Origin of the sequence: Halomonas sp. G15, assembly GCF_021282295.1 — a bacterium.
Classification (GTDB): domain Bacteria; phylum Pseudomonadota; class Gammaproteobacteria; order Pseudomonadales; family Halomonadaceae; genus Halomonas; species Halomonas alimentaria.
This window is the reverse complement of sequence record NZ_JAJSPA010000007.1, coordinates 60,727-78,401: the sequence shown is the minus strand read 5'-3', so window position 1 is coordinate 78,401 and position 17,675 is coordinate 60,727. Positions and strand designations below refer to the sequence as shown.

Annotated in this window: 15 protein-coding genes; 2 read left to right on the top strand and 13 right to left on the bottom strand. The window is 64.4% G+C overall.

Annotation, left to right across the window (positions count from 1 at the left end; translation table 11 throughout):
* Positions 1 to 170: 170 nt before the first annotated feature.
* From nqrF to LWH48_RS05490, 7 genes are all read right to left on the bottom strand, one after another.
* Positions 171 to 1,403 carry an NADH:ubiquinone reductase (Na(+)-transporting) subunit F gene (nqrF, locus tag LWH48_RS05520; RefSeq protein ID WP_232911768.1) on the bottom strand — a complete coding sequence of 411 codons (1,233 nt, stop codon included), beginning with the start codon at positions 1,401 to 1,403 and terminating at the stop codon, positions 171 to 173.
* A gap of 68 nt (positions 1,404 to 1,471) precedes the next feature.
* Positions 1,472 to 2,089 (bottom strand): NADH:ubiquinone reductase (Na(+)-transporting) subunit E, encoded by a 618-nt coding sequence (gene nqrE / locus LWH48_RS05515; protein ID WP_161432787.1) that lies wholly within the window; start codon positions 2,087 to 2,089, stop codon positions 1,472 to 1,474.
* 1 nt (position 2,090) lies between these two features.
* Positions 2,091 to 2,759, bottom strand: coding sequence for an NADH:ubiquinone reductase (Na(+)-transporting) subunit D (locus tag LWH48_RS05510; RefSeq protein ID WP_161432786.1), 669 nt, complete (start codon positions 2,757 to 2,759; stop codon positions 2,091 to 2,093).
* Positions 2,760 to 2,761: 2 nt separating this feature from the next.
* Positions 2,762 to 3,580, bottom strand: coding sequence for a Na(+)-translocating NADH-quinone reductase subunit C (locus LWH48_RS05505; RefSeq protein ID WP_232911767.1), 819 nt, complete (start codon positions 3,578 to 3,580; stop codon positions 2,762 to 2,764).
* Positions 3,580 to 4,806, bottom strand: a complete 1,227-nt coding sequence (locus tag LWH48_RS05500; RefSeq protein WP_232911766.1) for an NADH:ubiquinone reductase (Na(+)-transporting) subunit B — start codon at positions 4,804 to 4,806, stop codon at positions 3,580 to 3,582. Before LWH48_RS05500 ends, LWH48_RS05505 begins: the two co-directional genes overlap by 1 nt.
* Complete coding sequence (locus LWH48_RS05495; RefSeq protein ID WP_232911765.1) at positions 4,806 to 6,155, bottom strand: Na(+)-translocating NADH-quinone reductase subunit A; 1,350 nt, start codon at positions 6,153 to 6,155, stop codon at positions 4,806 to 4,808. Before LWH48_RS05495 ends, LWH48_RS05500 begins: the two co-directional genes overlap by 1 nt.
* 430 nt (positions 6,156 to 6,585) lie before the next feature.
* Complete coding sequence (locus LWH48_RS05490; protein WP_232911764.1) at positions 6,586 to 8,049, bottom strand: glyceraldehyde-3-phosphate dehydrogenase; 1,464 nt, start codon at positions 8,047 to 8,049, stop codon at positions 6,586 to 6,588.
* Between the two features lie 210 nt (positions 8,050 to 8,259).
* Between LWH48_RS05490 and mfd the strand changes: the two genes are divergently transcribed.
* On the top strand, positions 8,260 to 11,709 hold the full coding sequence (gene mfd, locus LWH48_RS05485; RefSeq protein WP_232911763.1) for a transcription-repair coupling factor: 3,450 nt from the start codon (positions 8,260 to 8,262) through the stop codon (positions 11,707 to 11,709).
* Between the two features lie 163 nt (positions 11,710 to 11,872).
* The gene (locus tag LWH48_RS05480) at positions 11,873 to 12,907 is read left to right on the top strand and encodes a L,D-transpeptidase family protein (RefSeq protein ID WP_232911762.1); all 1,035 of its coding nucleotides are present in this window, start codon (positions 11,873 to 11,875) and stop codon (positions 12,905 to 12,907) included.
* Between the two features lie 104 nt (positions 12,908 to 13,011).
* Here the strand turns inward: LWH48_RS05480 and LWH48_RS05475 are convergent, their stop codons facing one another.
* From LWH48_RS05475 to LWH48_RS05450, 6 genes are all read right to left on the bottom strand, one after another.
* Positions 13,012 to 13,275, bottom strand: coding sequence for an Lpp/OprI family alanine-zipper lipoprotein (locus tag LWH48_RS05475; protein ID WP_161432779.1), 264 nt, complete (start codon positions 13,273 to 13,275; stop codon positions 13,012 to 13,014).
* Positions 13,276 to 13,455: 180 nt separating this feature from the next.
* Positions 13,456 to 14,070 (bottom strand): L,D-transpeptidase family protein, encoded by a 615-nt coding sequence (locus LWH48_RS05470; protein WP_232911761.1) that lies wholly within the window; start codon positions 14,068 to 14,070, stop codon positions 13,456 to 13,458.
* Between the two features lie 149 nt (positions 14,071 to 14,219).
* Positions 14,220 to 15,812, bottom strand: a complete 1,593-nt coding sequence (locus LWH48_RS05465; RefSeq protein ID WP_232911760.1) for an ABC-F family ATPase — start codon at positions 15,810 to 15,812, stop codon at positions 14,220 to 14,222.
* Between the two features lie 338 nt (positions 15,813 to 16,150).
* Entirely contained in the window at positions 16,151 to 16,582 is a 432-nt protein-coding gene (locus LWH48_RS05460) for a hypothetical protein (RefSeq protein WP_232911759.1), read from the bottom strand.
* A gap of 10 nt (positions 16,583 to 16,592) precedes the next feature.
* Positions 16,593 to 17,057: a 2-hydroxyacyl-CoA dehydratase gene (locus LWH48_RS05455; RefSeq protein WP_161432775.1), complete on the bottom strand. Its 465-nt coding sequence runs from the start codon at positions 17,055 to 17,057 to the stop codon at positions 16,593 to 16,595.
* Between the two features lie 143 nt (positions 17,058 to 17,200).
* The gene (locus LWH48_RS05450) at positions 17,201 to 17,674 is read right to left on the bottom strand and encodes an NYN domain-containing protein (protein ID WP_232911790.1); all 474 of its coding nucleotides are present in this window, start codon (positions 17,672 to 17,674) and stop codon (positions 17,201 to 17,203) included.
* Between the last annotated feature and the right edge of the window lies 1 nt (position 17,675).

The following is a 17,675-nucleotide window of genomic DNA, read 5'->3' as shown; positions in this document are numbered from 1 at the left end:
CGCCCTGCAGGAGGCGGACAGTGATGGCCGAATGGTTCCTATTCATCCCCTGCAGACAGTGCAGGACACCGCGTGTTCCGGGAGATGGACGACCGATACCGATACAGGAACAGATACAACGAGGGCCGACCTTCTGGCCGGCCCTCCTTGTCGCCTGACGGCGCCTGGGATCATCCGCCGAAGTCGTCCAGCAGGATGTTCTCGGGCTCCACCCCGAGATCGAGCAACAGCTTGATCACGGAGGCGTTCATCATGGGCGGCCCGCACATGTAGTACTCGCAGTCCTCGGGGGCCGGGTGGTCCTTGAGGTAGTTCTCGTAGAGGACGTTGTGGATGAAGCCGGTGGGGCCTTCCCAGTTGTCCTCGGGCTGCGGGTCGGAGAGCGCCAGGTGCCACTCGAAGTTGTCGTGCTCCTCGGCAAGCTTGTCGTACTCCTCGTTGTAGAAGGTCTCGCGCCAGGAGCGCGCACCGTACCAGAAGGAGATCTTGCGCTTGGAGTTGAGGCGCTTGAGCTGGTCGAAGATGTGGCTGCGCATCGGTGCCATGCCGGCACCGCCACCCACGAAGACCATCTCGGCATCGGTGTCCTTGGCGAAGAATTCGCCGAAGGGCCCCATCACGGTGACCTTGTCACCCGGCTTCAGGCTGAAGACATAGGTGGACATCAGGCCCGGGGGGTGATCGGTGTTGGGCGGCGGGGTGGCGATACGGATGTTGAACTTGAGGATGCCCTTCTCTTCCGGGTAGTTCGCCATGGAGTAGGCGCGGATGACCTCCTCGTTGTTCTTGTGGGAGATGTTGAACAGGCCGAACTTCTCCCAATCGCCCCGGTACTCCTCCTCGATGTCGAAATCCTTGAAGGCGATGTCGTAGGGCGGCGCCACCAGCTGCACGTAGCCACCGGCGCGGAAGGCGACTTCCTCACCCTCGGGCAGCTTGAGGTTGAGCTCCTTGATGAAGGTGGCGACGTTGGGGTTCTCGATGACCTCGCACTCCCACTTCTTGACGCCGAAGACCTCCTCGGGGACCTCGATCTTCATGTCCTGCTTCACCGGCACCTGGCAGGAGAGACGCCAGCCCTCCTTCTTCTCGCGCATGGTGAAGTGGGACTCCTCGGTGGGCAGGATGGCACCGCCACCCTCCTCCACACGACACTTGCACTGCGCACAGGAGCCACCGCCGCCGCAGGCAGAGGAGAGGAAGATGCCGTTGGCGGCCAGGGTATTGAGCAGCTTGCCCCCGGCCTGGGTGGTGAGGGTGTGCTCGGGGTCGCCGTTGACTTCGATCTGCACGTCACCGGTACTGACCAGCCTGCTGCGGGCGGCCAGGATGATCAGCACCAGGCCGATGACGACCAGGGTGAACATGACCACGCCGAGCAAGATAAGTGATGTATCAACCATGTCGGTTTCCTATTGCTTGCGTTGCCTGGTACCCGGCCCCTGACAGGGCCGGGCAAGGACGACCTGCTTCAGAGCTGGATGCCGGAGAAGGACATGAAGCCCAGCGACATCAGGCCCACCGTGATGAAGGTGATGCCCAGGCCCTGCAGGGAGCCGGGAACGTCGCTGTACTTGAGCTTCTCGCGGATACCCGCCAGGGCGGTGATGGCCAGCGCCCAGCCAACCCCGGAGCCGAAGCCGTAGACCACCGACTCACCGAAGTTGTAGTTACGCTCGACCATGAACAGCACGCCACCGAGGATGGCGCAGTTCACGGTGATCAGCGGCAGGAACACGCCAAGGGCGTTGTAGAGTGCCGGCACATACTTGTCGAGGAACATCTCCAGGATCTGCACCAGCGCGGCGATGACGCCGATATAGCTGAGCAGGCCCAGGAAGGAGAGGTCGATATTCTCGGCGCCGCTGATGCCGGTCCAGGAGAGCGCCCCCTCCGCCAGCAGGAAGCTGTAGACGAGGTTGTTGACCGGCACGGAGATGGAGAGCACCACGATGACCGCGATGCCCAGGCCGAAGGCCGCAGAGACCTTCTTGGACACGGCGATGAAGGTACACATGCCGAGGAAGAATGCCAGGGCCAGGTTCTCGACGAAGACCGAGGCAACGAAAAGGCTAATATAGTGTTCCATGTTACACGGCCTCCTTCGGTTCGGAATTGGCCTTTATCTTGAATTCGTTCTCCTCGACCTGCTCCGGGTTGAGGCTGCGCAGCACCCAGATGATCAGGCCGATGATGAAGAACGCCGACGGCGGCAGCAGCAGCAGGCCGTTGGGCACGTACCAACCACCGTTCTGGACGGTCTCCAGCACGGTGAAGCCGAACACGCTGCCGGAGCCGAACAGTTCCCGGAAGAAGCCCACGGTCATCAGGATAAAGCCGTAGCCCAGGCCGTTGCCGATGCCGTCCAGGAAGGAGAGCTTCGGGCTGTTCTGCATGGCGAAGCCTTCGGCACGCCCCATCACGATACAGTTGGTGATGATCAGACCGACGAATACCGAGAGCTGCTTGGACATCTCGTAGGCATAGGCCTTGAGGATCTGGTCCACCACGATTACCAGCGAGGCGATGATGGTCATCTGCACGATGATACGGATGGATGACGGAATATGGTGACGGATCAGCGACACGAACAGGTTCGAGAAGGCCGTCACGAAAATCACCGCGAGGGACATGACCAGCGACACGCTCATGCTGGTGGTCACCGCCAGGGCCGAGCAGATGCCCAGCACCTGCAGCGCGATGGGGTTGTTCTTGAACAGCGGCGTCGTCAGGACGCCTTTCGGAGTTGCATCCGCCATGATCAGGCTCCTTCCGCTTCGAGTTCGACGTCGGCACCCTGGGCCTCGTCCTGGCTCACGCCGGTGCGGAACTTGGCCAGGTAGTCACCGAAGCCTTCCGGGCTCAGCCAGAACTGCAGCATATTGGTGACGCCGTTGCTGGTCAGGGTCGCGCCGGAGAGGGCATCCACCTCGTTTTCGCCGCTGGCGCCGCCCTTGGTCAGGTGGATCGCCGGAGCGAGTGTATCCTCGCCGCCGAAGATCTCCTTGCCTGCCCACTGTGCTTGCCAGCGCGGGTTGTTGACCTCGCCACCCAGCCCGGGGGTCTCGGCGTGCTCGTAGTAGGTGATGCCGACGATGGTATTGCCGTCACCCTCCACCGCGAGGAAGCCACGCATCAGGCCCCACAGGCCCTGGCCACGAATCGGCAGGATGATCTGCTCGGGATCATCCGGATCGCCCACCAGGTAGACGGTGGAGTAGGTCTCGACACGGGTCAGCCCGGCCGGGTCCTGCTCGCCCGAGAGGGTCCGGGAAGCGGCCGGGTCACGGCGCGCCTCGAAGGCGTTGTAGGTGGCCGGGTCATGCTCTTCCGAGTATTCACCGGTCTCCAGGTTGACCACCCGCGGGGTGATGCTGGACTCGAAGGTCTCGTTCACGTCCATGCCGGACTCATAGAGGTCGGCGACGTTGAGGATGTTGGTCTTGCGATCCAGCTCCTGGTTGAACTGCTGCTTCGAGCGCAGTGCCACCGCGGCGGTAGAGACGATGACCGAACACACGATGCAGAGTGCGAACGCCACCGTCAGGATCTTCTTGATGGAGTTGTTGCTCTGTGCCATCAGGCTGTCTCCTCGGCCGGCACACCGGTGCGCTTGAGTCGGCGCTTGATGTTGGCCTGAACAAAGATATGGTCGATGAGCGGCGCGAACAGGTTGGCGAAGAGGATCGCCAGCATGATGCCCTCGGGGAAGGCGGGGTTCACGACGCGGATCAGCACGGTCATGACACCGATCAGGGCGCCGAAGATCAGCCGGCCCTGGTTGGTCATGGAGGCGGAGACCGGATCGGTGGCCATGAACACCATGCCGAAGGCGAAGCCGCCCAGCACCAGATGCCAGTACCAGGACATGGCGAACATCGGGTTGCTGTCGGAGCCGATCAGGTTGAACAGCGCGCTGGTGGCCACCATGCCCAGGAAGACACCGAGCATGATTCGCCAGGAGGCGATGCCGGTCCACAGCAGCACCGCGGCGCCGATCAGTATCGCCAGGGTCGAGGTCTCACCCACCGAACCGGGGATGAAGCCGAGGAAGGCATCCCACCAGCTGAACTGCTCGGTGAGCGCGGCCATACCGTCCTGGAAGGCGATGGAGAGCGCGGTGGCCCCGGTGAAGCCATCGGCCGCCACCCATACCGCGTCACCCGAGATCTGTGCCGGGTAGGCGAAGTAGAGGAAGGCACGGCCGGTCAGGGCCGGGTTGAGGAAGTTCTTGCCGGTACCACCGAAGATCTCCTTGCCAATCACCACACCGAAGGTGATGCCCAGTGCCACCTGCCACAGCGGGATGGTCGCAGGCAGGATCAGCGCGTAGAGGACCGAGGTAACGAAGAAGCCCTCGTTGACCTCATGGCCACGCTTGATGGCGAACAGCACTTCCCAGAAGCCACCGACCACGAAGGTCACCAGGTAGATGGGCAGGAAGTAGGTGGCGCCGAGCACGATGTTGGCCCACAGGCTGTCCGGGTTGTGGCCGGAAGCCAGCAGCATCATGATCGCTTCGCGCCAGCCGGCCATGGAGCCGTACCCCTCGGCGATGGCCGCGTTGGCCTGCCAGCCGGCATTCCACATGCCGAAGAACATCGCCGGGAAGGTGCACAGCCAGACGGTGATCATGATGCGCTTGAGGTCGACGCCGTCACGCACGTGGGCGGTGGTCTTGGCGACATCCGGGGGCGCATAGAAGATCGTGTCCACCGCTTCATAGAGCGGGTAGAACTTCTCGTACTTGCCGCCCTTGTGGAAGTGCGGCTCGAGATTGTCGAGTGTCTGTCGAATACCCATCATCAGGCCTCTTTCTCGATCGTGGTGAGGTTGTCACGCAGGATGGGACCGTACTCGTACTTGCCGGGGCACACGTAGGTGCACAGCGCGAGGTCCTCCTCGTCCAGCTCCAGACAGCCGAGCTGCATGGCGGTCTCGATATCACCGACGATCAGCGAGCGCAGCAGCTGCGTGGGCAGGATGTCCAGGGGCATCACCTGCTCGTAGGCACCCACCGGCACCATGGCGCGCTCGGAGCCGTTGGTGGAGGTGGTCGGGGCGTAGTCCTTGAGGCCGGTGAACTTCGACAGGTAGATGCCGAGCACCGAGTGGCGGTTCTTGCCCGCGGAGAGCCAGCCCATGAAGGCACGCTTGTTGCCCTCCTCGAGCAGGCTGACCTGATTATGGAAGCGGCCCAGGTAGCGCAGGCTGCCCTCGCAGGTAAAGCCGGAAAAGACCGAGCCGGATATCACGCGGGTATCATCGGGCTCGACCACCTCACCGGCGAGCAGCTCCTCGGTGCTGGCACCCAGCCGGGTACGCAGCAGACGCGGCTTCTCGGCGCGGGGCCCACCCACGGCCAGCACCCGGCTGACGTCCAGCCGACCCTCGGCGAACAGCTTGCCGAAAGCGATGACGTCCTGGTAGCCGATGTGCCAGACGCGCTTGTGCAGGGCGACGGGCGAGAGGTGATGGATATGAGTACCCACCAGGCCGGCCGGATGCGGTCCGGCGAAGGTCTGGGCCTGCACGCCGTCGATGTTGCCGCCGGGAATGCTGCTGTCGGGACCGCTGCAAAGGTAGACCTTGCCCTCGGTCAGACGGGTCAGCACCTTGAGACCATCCTCGAAGGCCTGGGTCTGCTCGTTGATCACCTTGGCGGGATCAGCGGCCAGCGGGTGGGTATCGATGGCAGTGACGAAAATATCGGCAGGCACGCTGTCGATGGCCGGGGTGCGCGAATAGGGACGGGTACGCAGGGCGGTCCACAGGCCCGATTCGACCAACTGGTCGACCACCACCTGGCGCTCGAGTCCGGCCAGCTTGTCGCGGCCGTGGGCGGTAAACTCAACGGCTTCCTCGGTCTCGGCGACCTGGATCACCACCGAGAGCAGGCGGCGCTTCTCCCCGCGATTGATGGCCACCACCTCACCGGCGGCCGGCGCCGTGAAGCGCACACCGTCGATCTTCTTGTCGGTAAACAGCAGCTGGCCAAGCTTGACGGTATCTCCCTCCTTGACCTCCATGGTCGGCTTCATGCCGACGTAGTCGGTGCCCAGGACCGCCACGTGACGCACCGGCCGCGCATCCTCGATACGCTGCTCGGGCGCTCCCGTGATGGGGAGATCCAGGCCTTTCTTGACTTCGATCATAGTCTCGCCCAGTTGATGGATCGGAAAAAGGTACGGAAAGGGCCACGAGGCACGCCCGGCCCACCCTGAAGATCCACCCGATTATAAAGAGAAGGCAAGGGGATGACCACCTGAGCGAAGGTCGCAAGAGGTGACCTGTAGCAAGGGTAAGATTGTCGCAGGGGGGAGAGCGGCCAAGCGGCCAAGCGGCCAAGCGGCCAAGCGGCCAAGCGGCCAAGCGGCCAAGCGGCCAAGCGGCCAAGCGGTTAGTGGAAAGTGGAAAGTGGAAAGTGGAAAGTGGAAAGTGGAAAGTGGAAAGTGGAAAGTGGAAAAGCAAAAAGTAGCAAGCGGCGATATGCCACTTGCTACTTTCACCTTTCTACTCAAGCCTTTGCACGCACCTTAGCGCTTGGCGGCTCGGCGCTTGGCTGCTCGGCGCAGCCCGAAGGGCTTAGGCGCTGGCGCGCGGCAGCTTGAGGAAGCTGACGTTGGACATGTGCTGCAGGATGCGGATCACCTGGCAGCTGTAGCCGAACTCGTTGTCGTACCAGACGTAGAGCACGGCATTCTTGCCGTTGGCGATGGTTGCCTTGGCATCGACGATGCCGGCATGGCGGTTACCCACGAAGTCGGTGGAGACCACCTCCGGGGAGTCGACATAGTCGATCTGCTTCTGGAACGGGGAGTCCAGCGACATGTGACGCAGGAAGTCATTCAGCGCCGCGGCGTCGGTCTCCTTCTCCAGGCGCAGGTTGAGGATCGCCATGGAGACATTGGGCGTCGGCACGCGGATGGCGTTGCCGGTCAGCTTGCCGGCAAACTCCGGCAGCGCCTTGGCGACGGCCTTGGCGGCACCGGTCTCGGTCAACACCATGTTGAGCGGGGCGCTGCGTCCGCGACGATCGCCCTTGTGGTAGTTGTCGATCAGGTTCTGGTCGTTGGTGTAGCTGTGCACCGTCTCGACGTGGCCATGCTCGACGCCGAACTCGTCGTTGAGCACCTTGAGTACCGGCACGATGGCATTGGTGGTACAGGAGGCCGCGGAGATGATGCGGTCATCATCGCTCAGGTCATCATGGTTGATGCCGTAGACGATGTTCTTGATATCTCCCTTGCCCGGTGCGGTAAGCAGCGCCTTGGCCACCCCCTTGCACTGCAGGTGCTGGCCGAGGCCGGCCTCATCGCGCCAGATGCCGGTGTTGTCGACCACCACGGCATTATTGATGCCATAGGTGGTGTAGTCGACATCGGCCGGGGAGTCGGCGTAGATCACCTGGATGACGTTACCATTGGCGGTGATGGTGCGCGCCTCGGCATCGACGCTGATGGTGCCGTCGAAGGGGCCGTGCACGGAGTCGCGGCGCAACAGGCTTGCCCGCTTCTCGAGATCCTTGGCGATATCACCGCGGCCGCGCACCACGATGGCGCGCAGGCGAAGCAGGTTGCCGCCACCGGCCTTCTCCACCAGCACCCGGGCAAGGATGCGACCGATGCGGCCGAAGCCATAGAGGACCACGTCCTTGGGCTCGCCGTTACTGCCATTGGGGTCGTGAGCGTCGACGATCTCGGCGAGCTCCTCGCGCAGGAAGGCCAGCGCATCGCCGCCACCGCGCTTCTTGAAGGCCACGCCCAGCTTGCCCACATCGACATGGGCCGGCCCCAGGTTGAGCTCGGTCATCGCCTTGACCAGCGGATAGGTATCCTGCACGGAGAGTTCGGTTCCCTCTACCTTCCGCACGAAGCGATGGTCCTTCAGGATGCGGATCACGCTGCGATTGAACAGCGAGCGCCCGTAGAGGGTGGTGACCACGTTGTTGTGACGGTAGAGGCTACCGATCATCGGGATCATCTGCTCGGCAAGCGCCTGGTTGTCATGCCATTCCTGGAAGACGGTATCGGAGGGTTGCTGACTCACGTGAGGCCTCACTGGTGGGATCAAAGGGTTCCCGGACATTATCCCGGGGCCGGGGTGCGGCGGCAATCGCTGGTTGGTCGCACCCGCTGTAGGTGGATTACAGGAACGGGCGTTTGACTACAAGAATCCGACGGGCTGGTATGATGGTCCACCGCGAGGAGCCACACAGGATCCGTCGGGCCGCGCCCGTCGACAGCCCAATACGAGACCATGCCGACATTCTCTCCGCTCGACCCACCGCGCCCGCAGGGGCTGCGCGAGACGCTCTACTGGCAGATGCCCCAGGGCAGCGCCGCGTCGCTGGCCCTGGCGCACCTGGCCAGCGATGCCCCGCTGCTGGTGATCACCGCCGATACTGCCCAGGCCCTGCGCCTGGAAAACGAGCTGCGTTTCTTCAGCCGGGTACCAGTGCTGCCCTTCCCCGACTGGGAGACCCTGCCCTACGACAGCTTCTCCCCCCATCAGGACATCGTCTCCGCCCGGCTGCGCACCCTGCGCCGACTGCAGGACGGCGAGCACGGCATCGTGCTGGTGCCGATCAACACCCTGATGCAGCGCCTGGCACCGGTCGAGTACATCGCCGGTCGGGTGCTCACCCTGGAGGTGGGCCAGACACTGGACCGCGAAGGCTTTCGCGACGCCCTCTCCCGCGCCGGCTACCGAGCCGTGGAGACGGTCTACGAACCCGGCGAATACGCCCTGCGCGGCGCCCTTATCGATCTCTTCCCGATGGGCGTGGAGGCGCCGTTGCGCATCGACCTGTTCGATGACGAGATCGACACCCTGCGCACCTTCGACCCCGACACCCAGCGCAGTGCCGAGAAGGTCGAGCGGATCGAGTTGCTGCCGGCCCACGAGTATTCCCTGTCACGAAGCGCCATCGCCTGCTTCCGCGAGGGCTTCGAGACGCTGTTCGACGTCGACCCGCGGCAGTGCCCGCTCTATGTGGACGCCCTCAAGGGCATCCCCTCCCCCGGCCTCGAGCAGTACCTGCCACTGTTCTTCGAGGAGACGGCCACCCTCTTCGAGCACCTCGCCGAGGGAACCCGGGTAGCGCTGTTGCCGGAGTGCCTGGCCGCTGCCGAACACCACTGGGCATCCATCGAGAGCCGCTTTGATAACCTGGGGGTCGACCCCACCCGACCGCTGCTGCCGCCCCATCGCGCCTTCGTGCCGGTGGCCGAACTGTTCGCGGCCATCAAGCGCCATCCCCGGGTCGAGCTGACCGAGGCGAGCGAGCATCGTCACGCCCTGGAGCCGGCCACCCAGGCGCCGCCGAGCGTGGGCATCAACGCGCGTGCCAGGGAGCCTCTGGCCCCCCTGTCACACTTCCTGGAGACCCGCGGCGACACCCGGGTGCTGTTCGTGGCCGAGTCCCGCGGCCGCCGGGAAGCCCTGGAGGAAGCACTGGCGCCGCTGCGTCTGGAGCTGCCCCATGTCGAGGACTTTGCCGACTTCCTCGCCGCCGACGCCCCCATCGCCATTACCGAGGGCGATATCGAGGCCGGGCTGTGGTTGACCGAGCCCAGGCTGGCGGTGATCAGCGAGTCCGAACTCTACGGTGAGGTGGTGCGCCAGAGCCGGCGGCGCGAGAAGGCCACCGATGCCGACGAGCTGGCCGTGCGCCACCTCTCCGAGCTGCGCCCCGGCGCCCCGGTGGTCCACCAGGCCCACGGCGTGGGCCGCTACAGGGGGCTCGAGACACTCGAGGCCGGAGGGCAGGCCGCCGAGTTCGTCACCCTGGAGTACGCCAATGGCGCCCGGCTCTACGTGCCGGTGGAGAACCTGCACCTGATCTCGCGCTACGCCGGCGCCGACGACGAGCTCGCCCCGCTGCACCGACTGGGCTCCGACCAGTGGGAGAAGGCCAGGAAGAAGGCCGCCGAGAAGATCCGTGACACTGCCGCCGAGCTGCTCGACATCTATGCGCGCCGCGAGGCCCGCGAGGGGTTCGCCTGTGCACCGCCGGACGCCGAATACTCACGCTTCGCCGCCGCCTTCCCCTTCGAGGAGACCCCCGACCAGCGCGCCGCCATCGAGGCGGTGATCGCCGACATGAGCGCTCCGCGGCCCATGGACCGGGTGGTGTGTGGCGATGTGGGCTTCGGCAAGACCGAGGTGGCCATGCGCGCCGCCTTCCTGGCGGTTCATTCCGGCCGCCAGGTGGTGGTGCTGGTACCCACTACCCTGTTGGCCCGCCAGCACTACGAGAACTTCCGCGACCGCTTCGCCGACACTGCGGTCAATATCGAACTGATCTCACGCTTCACCGCCGGCAAGGGACAGGCCGCCTCCCTCAAGCGTATAGCGGAGGGGCAGGCAGACATCGTCATCGGCACCCACAAGCTGCTGTCGAAGTCCATGCAGCTACCCAAGATGGGCCTGCTGATCATCGACGAGGAGCACCGCTTCGGCGTGGCCCAGAAGGAGCGTCTCAAGAGCCTGCGCGCCGAGGTGGACATCCTCACCATGACCGCCACGCCGATTCCCCGCACGCTGAACATGGCAATGAGCGGCATCCGCGACCTCTCGATCATCGCCACGCCGCCGGCGCGCCGACTGTCGGTGAAGACCTTCGTGCAGCGCCGCGAGGAGGCTGTGCTCAAGGAGGCGATCCTGCGCGAGATCCTGCGCGGCGGGCAGGTCTACTTCCTGCACAACGAGGTCAAGACCATCGAGACCGCCGCCGAGACGGTGCGCGAACTGGTGCCCGAAGCACGCGTCGGGGTGGCCCACGGCCAGCTGCCCGAACGTGCGCTGGAGCGGGTGATGTCGGACTTCTACCACAAGCGCTTCAATGTGCTGGTGTGCTCCACCATCATCGAGACCGGTATCGACGTGCCCAGCGCCAACACCATCCTCATCGAGCGTGCCGACAAGTTCGGCCTGGCCCAGCTGCACCAGCTGCGCGGCCGGGTCGGGCGCAGCCACCACCAGGCCTATGCCTATCTGCTGACTCCGCCGCCCAAGGCGATGACCCGGGACGCACTCAAGCGCCTGGAGGCGATCGGTGCGGCGGAGGACCTCGGTGCGGGCTTCACCCTGGCGAGTCACGACATGGAGATTCGCGGCGCCGGCGAGCTGCTCGGCGACGAGCAGAGCGGGCAGATGGAGGCGATCGGCTATGGCCTCTACATGGAGATGCTCGACCGCGCCGTGGCGGCCATCCGCGCCGGCAAGACGCCCAATATCGAGGCACCGCTCGACGAGGGCGTGGAGATCAGCCTCAACCTGCCGGCCCTGATCCCGGACGACTACCTGCACGATGTCCAGCAGCGCCTGGTGATGTACAAGCGCATCAGCAGCGCCGCCGACGAGGCCGAGCTCAAGGAGCTGCAGGTGGAGATGATCGACCGCTTCGGGCTGCTGCCGGGTCCGGTGAAGACCCTGCTGCGCCAGACCCGACTGCGCCAGCGTGCCGAGCGCCTTGGCATCACCCGCCTCGAAGCGGGCCCCGAGCGCGGCCGCGTCATCTTCGGCGCCCACACCAGCGTCGACCCCTTGACCCTGGTGGAGCTGATCCAGCGCGAGCCGGGCCGCTATCGCCTGGATGGCGCCGACACCCTGCGCTTCGAGGCCGCCATGGAGAACGAGGAGTCGCGCTTCCAGGCCGTGGAGCAGCTACTCGAACTCCTGAACCGCAAGGCCCAGGCAGCATGAGTACGGCGGCTCGCCATGCCGAGGTTCACATCGAGACCACTGGCGAACCGCCGACTTTCCCTGCACTCTATAAGGTTATAGAAACGTCTCATCGCACCGACCACCGGCACCGGTCAAGGGAATAACCGGTGACCCTACAGCTTCCCGGAGTTGAACGACCCTGATGAATATCCTGACACTGACCCCTCGCGGCCTTTGCCGCGCCATGGCAATAGGATTCGGTGCCCTGCTCGCCTCCGGTGCGCAGGCTGCCACTCCTGCCTATGAAGATATCCATGAGCTGCCGCGCGGCCATTACGCGTTGCCCGAGGAAGGCAGCGTGATAGGCGAAAGCTATACGGTCACCGTCGAGGAGGGAGACACCCTGATCGACATCGCCCGCGAGCACAACGTCGGCTACGAGGAGATCCGGATGGCCAATCCGGATGTCAGTATCTGGGCTCCCTTCGCCGATACCGAGGTCACCATTCCGGCTCGCCGGGTGCTGCCCGATACCAAGCGGGATGGCATCGTGATCAACCTTTCAGAACTGCGCCTCTACTACTTCTCGGAGCCCGGCGTGGTGGAGACCTACCCGATCAGCGTGGGCCGCGAGGAGTTCTCCACGCCGGTCGGGGTGACCAAGACCACCATCAAGGTCAAGGACCCGGCGTGGTCACCGCCCGCCTCGATGCGCCGTGAGGCCGCCGCCCGTGGCGAGCCGGCGCCGTCGGTGGTCCCTGCCGGCCCCGACAATCCGCTGGGCCGCCACGCCATCCTGCTGGGCATCCCCAGCTACCTGATCCACGGTACCAACAAGCCCGAGGGGGTCGGCATGCGCGTGAGTCGCGGCTGCATCCGCATGTTCCCCGAGGATATCGAATCGCTCTACGAGCGCGTTCCCAGCGGCACCCGGGTCAACATCATCGACCAGCCGTTCAAGGCCGGCTGGACGGCGGATGGCGAGCTGCTGGCCCAGTCCTATCCGGCACTGGAAGAGAATCGCGAAGGCTTCGAGCCGCTGATGTTCGCCATGGACAAGGTGGCCCAGGTCTTCGGCGAGGAGCAGCCTCCGGTGGACTACAAGCGCCTACGCGAGCTGGTGGAGGCCCCCGATGGCCAGGCCATCTCGCTGCTCAAGACGGCCGAGGAAGAACCGACCCCGGAGCCGGCCGAACCGCGCAACCTCTATGAGTCCATCGCCATCGCCGAGCGCTGAGCATCGGAACCACAATCCGGAAACAAGAAGACCCCGCCGAGGCGGGGTCTTCTGTTCCTGCAGAACCGCCATCGCCCTGAGGCGATGTCAGCACTCCAGCAGAATTACTTCTGCATGGAGCGGCTGAACATGCGGTTCATTTCGTCGCGGTTCTGCTCGGACATCTGCAGAGCCGCCTGGGCATCACGCTGGGCCTGGTTGGCGGTGTTCTGCGCCTGAACAGCGATGCTGCGAGCTTCTGCAGCGTCGGCCTGTGCAGACTCAGCGGTCATGCGAACCTCTTCCAGGGCACTGGTGGAAGCACAGCCAGCCAGGATGGCCAGAGAGGCAGCGGCGGCGGTCAGCTTCAGGGTGGTCTTCAGAGTCATGGTGTTCTCCTTGGGTCTTCCTTGGTACTGCGTTGAAAGAAGCCTGAAAGTCAGGCGTCTTGCCTGCGACTGCAGGCGCGTCTGCAGCGACTTGTGCCAAAGCACAGGAGTCAAACGCTGTTTTATTATACGCAACGGCGCTTGTCCATCGCTTTCAACGTCCCTTGCGCATGTACCAGCCTAGCGGATCACGACGCGTGTGCCAATATCGATCAACGCCGCCAACCGCTCGATCTGCTCATCGGTCACCGCCACGCACCCCTGAGTCCAGTGAAACTGGCGGTGAATCTCGGGATCTCCCTTGCCCACGCCGTGCAGGCCGATGAAGCCACCCAGGGCGGTATCCTGGGGAGGATAGCCATGGGTTCGGTAGTAGCGGAAATAGTCGTCATAGTCCTGCTGGCTGAAGATCCCCTCGTCCAGGGCGACGCGTGCATGGGTCGGGGTCGGGTAATCGAGCCCGACGAACAGATGCCAGTCGCTCTCGTGGTTGAAGCGATTGACGCGAAACTCGCCCTTGGGGGTGGCACCGCTACCCTGCAGGCGCATGGGCCGGGCGCCACCGCGACCCAGCGAAATGGGCGCGTAGCGCTCCAGCTCGCGGTTACCGCGGTAGACGGTGAGTGTGGCCTGGCTGTCGTCCACCAGCACCCAGACCTCGTCCGCATGGCGCGGCAGGTGCGCCCGGGAGAGCTGCGTCTCGACCAGGTTGGCCCGGGCAGAGCCGACGCCCAGCAGCGCCAGCGGGGTGGCAAGGACGAGTCGACTGAAGCGACGGCGTGAGAGTGAAGGCATCGTGTGGGAACTCTTAGCACTGATATCGAGCGCCATCGATTCGTCGCGACGGCGCGGCTAGGGGATTTATAGCGTATCGGCAGGCCACCTGTCAGGCCCGTCCGACCGGCAATATCGCCAGCCCCACAACAGCCGAGCTGTCGGCAGGGTCAGCCGTACAGGCCCTGGCTGCGCAGGTAGTCGTCATAGCCGCCGCTGAAGTCGGTGATCCCCTCTGCGCTCATGTCGAGGATCCGGGTCGCCAGGGAGGAGACGAACTCGCGGTCGTGGCTGACGAAGATCAGGGTCCCGGGGTAGTTCTCCAGGGCCAGGTTGAGCGCCTCGATGGACTCCATGTCCAGGTGATTGGTGGGCTCGTCCATCAGCAGCACATTGGGACGGGTCAGGGCCAGCTTGCCGAACAGCATGCGACCCTGCTCGCCGCCGGAGATCACCCTGACCGACTTGCCGATATCGTCGCTGGAGAACAGCATCCTGCCGAGCGCGCCGCGCACCTCCTGCTCACCGCCGTCGGTCCACTGGGCCATCCACTCGTAGAGGGTGGCCTCATTGGCGAAGTCATCGGCGTGGTCCTGGGCGAAGATACCGAGATCGGCGCTGTCGGTCCACTTTACGCTGCCGGCCAGAGGTGCCAGCTCACCGGCCAGGGTGCGCAGCAGGGTGGTCTTGCCGATACCGTTGGGGCCGATGATGGCGATACGCTCGCCGGCCTCGACGGTCATGCCGAACCCCTCGAACAGCGCTGGCTCGCTGCCGAAGCCCTGGGTGAGGCCCTCGACGTTGACCGCGTTGCGATGGATCTTCCGGGCCTGCTCGAAGCGGATGAACGGGCTGACCCGGCTCGAGGGCTTGATCTCCTCGAGCTTGATCTTCTCGATCTGGCGCGCCCGGGAGGTCGCCTGCTTGGCCTTGGAAGCATTGGCCGAGAACCGGCTGACGAAGGCCTGCAGGTCGGCGATCTGCGCCTTCTTCTTGGCGTTGTCGGCATGCTGGCGTTCACGGGCGGCGGTGGCGGCAGTCATGTACTCGTCGTAGTTGCCCGGGAAGAGCCGGATCTCGCCATAGTCCAGGTCCGCCATATGGGTGCAGACGCTGTTGAGGAAGTGGCGGTCGTGGGAAATGATGATCATGGTGCTGTTGCGCGCCGTGAGCATCCCCTCGAGCCAGCGGATGGTGTTGATATCCAGGTGGTTGGTGGGCTCGTCGAGGAGCAGCACATCGGGGTCGGCGAACAGCGCCTGGGCGAGCAGCACGCGCAGCTTCCAGCCCGGGGCGATCTCGCTCATGGGGCCCGCATGCTGGTGCAGCGGGATACCCAGTCCCAGCAGCAGTTCACCGGCCCGGGACTCGGCGGTGTAGCCGTCGAGCTCGGCGAAGCGCACCTCGAGGTCGGCCACGGCCATGCCGTCCGCCTCGCTCATCTCGGGCAGCGAGTAGATGCGCTCACGCTCGGCGGCCACCTGCCACAGTTCGGTATTGCCCATGATCACGGTGTCGATGACCCGCTCCTCCTCGAAGGCGAACTGGTCCTGGCGCAGCTTGCCGAGGCGGGCACCGGACTCGACCATCACCTGACCCGAGGAGGGCTCCAGGTCACCGCCGAGGATCTTCATGAAGGTGGACTTGCCGCAACCGTTGGCTCCGATCAGGCCGTAGCGGTGACCGTTGCCGAACTTGATGGAGACGTTCTCGAACAGGGGTCTGGCCCCGAACTGCATGGTGATGTTGGCGGTGGAGATCAAGGAGAGGGTCCGGTGGGTACATGGAAGGGGGCGCGATTGTACCGGTTATGGACGCCCTTCACACCGTCCCTGCTTCAAGGCACAGGGCTATTGCAGATGGCAGAACCGCTCCAGGCTTTACCGGCGACAGGCCTGCGAGGGGGCGCTGTGAACCCCTCCCTGGGCGCTACCGATGCCATCCCTGGCATAGGACCCCCTCTTCGCCCTGTCCCCGGCGCCTGTCGCTATCGCCGAATGGCTACTAACTGCGATAACCCTGCTTCAAGGCAGCTATCGTCGCCTTAGCGCGGCAAAGCAGCCCTCCCAAAGAACCCCCTATCGCCAACCAAGGGGCGCATTCAGTCATGGCGCTCCACGGTGAAGATGGCCTGCAGCTTGTCCTTCCTGCCGTAGAGATGGACGGTGGTGCGGTCGAAGGGGAAGCGCTCCAGGTAGGGGCTGTCCTGGTTCAGACGGGGCTTGTGGGCATAAATCATGGCCGCCTTGAGGCGTTCACGGTTGGCCTTGCCACAGGGACCGATGGAGTACCACAGCGCCTCGCCGGGTTGCAGGCATGCCTCCCAGCGCGGGCGGTGCTCGTCGTGCTGTATGCCGTGGCGAGCGCTGCCGCTCTCCCCGACGTAGAGCAGCTCCTGAGCCTCCATGACACCGGTTTCAGGATCATTGGCTGCACGGTAGATGCAGTAGATCCCTGGCTCATCGGTGGCCTGGGCAATATCTGCATCGCTCCAGAAGCCCAGCATCTTGGGGGAGAGAATCTGGTCGTTCATGGTGGTCTCCTCAATAGTCCTCGAGTCGCTGCATGTCACGGGCTATACGCCGCACCTCTCCCTCGTGCCCGCGGGAGAGGGCCTCGAAGAATTCGCGTTCGTCACTGCCGGCGGCACGCTCGGCACGATGGTCGTAGAGGTCCTGCAAGGTGCGATGTGCCGTCAACGCCGTGGAGAGCACGGACTGCACATTGCTGCAATCGATGCACTCGGGCAGGCGTTCGAGCACCGGCGGGTGCGGAAAATCGGCCGGGTCATCGAACCATGCCTCAAGCACCGCGCCGTGGTCGCTTCCGTCCTGGCGATACTCGGTGAGCTCCTGCTCCATCTTCCGCTCGTGCTCGGCCAGATACTCGAGGGCCATCTGTACCCGCTCGCCCACCTCGCCACCGGCCAGCGCCGCATACTGCTCGGCGAGACGCCGATGATAACCGGCCGCCCAGTCGACCAGTTCCTTCACCTGATGAAACCGCATGGCGTGTCCCCTTCTCTCTGATATCACTGACTGGCAATCATCTCGCCTGACCGACGGCGCGCCTGTACCTTCAGCGTAGACAAGCTGGCAGCCTAGCGCTTGATGTGTATCAACCAAGGACGATACAGCCGGAGCCGATAGAGCTAGAGCAGTAGCGAACCCTCGATGGGAACGAAATCGCTGGCCACGCGGATCAGCGAGCCTGCGGTAAGGGATTCCACGCCGACGACGGTGACCTTGACGCCGCAGCGCTCGCGCAGGCGGGTCACCAGCAGATCGAAATCACCATCGCCGGAGACCAGCACCACATGATCGACCAGCGGACCCGCCTCCATGGCGTCCAGGGTAATGCCGACATCCCAGTCGCCCTTGGTGGAGCCATCGCGGCGCTGGATGAAGGGCTTGAGCTTCACGCTGAAGCCGATGCCACGCAGGATGTCCTGGAATTGGCGCTGGCGAGGATCGCCGCGATCCACGGCATAGGCATTGGCCACCACGACTTCGCGGCCGGACGCGAAGCGCGCCCAGAAGGCGTGGTAGTCGAAATGTCGGCCAAAGGCCTGGCGGGAGGTGTAGTAGACGTTCTGGACGTCGACGAAGATGGCAAGGCGCTGCAGG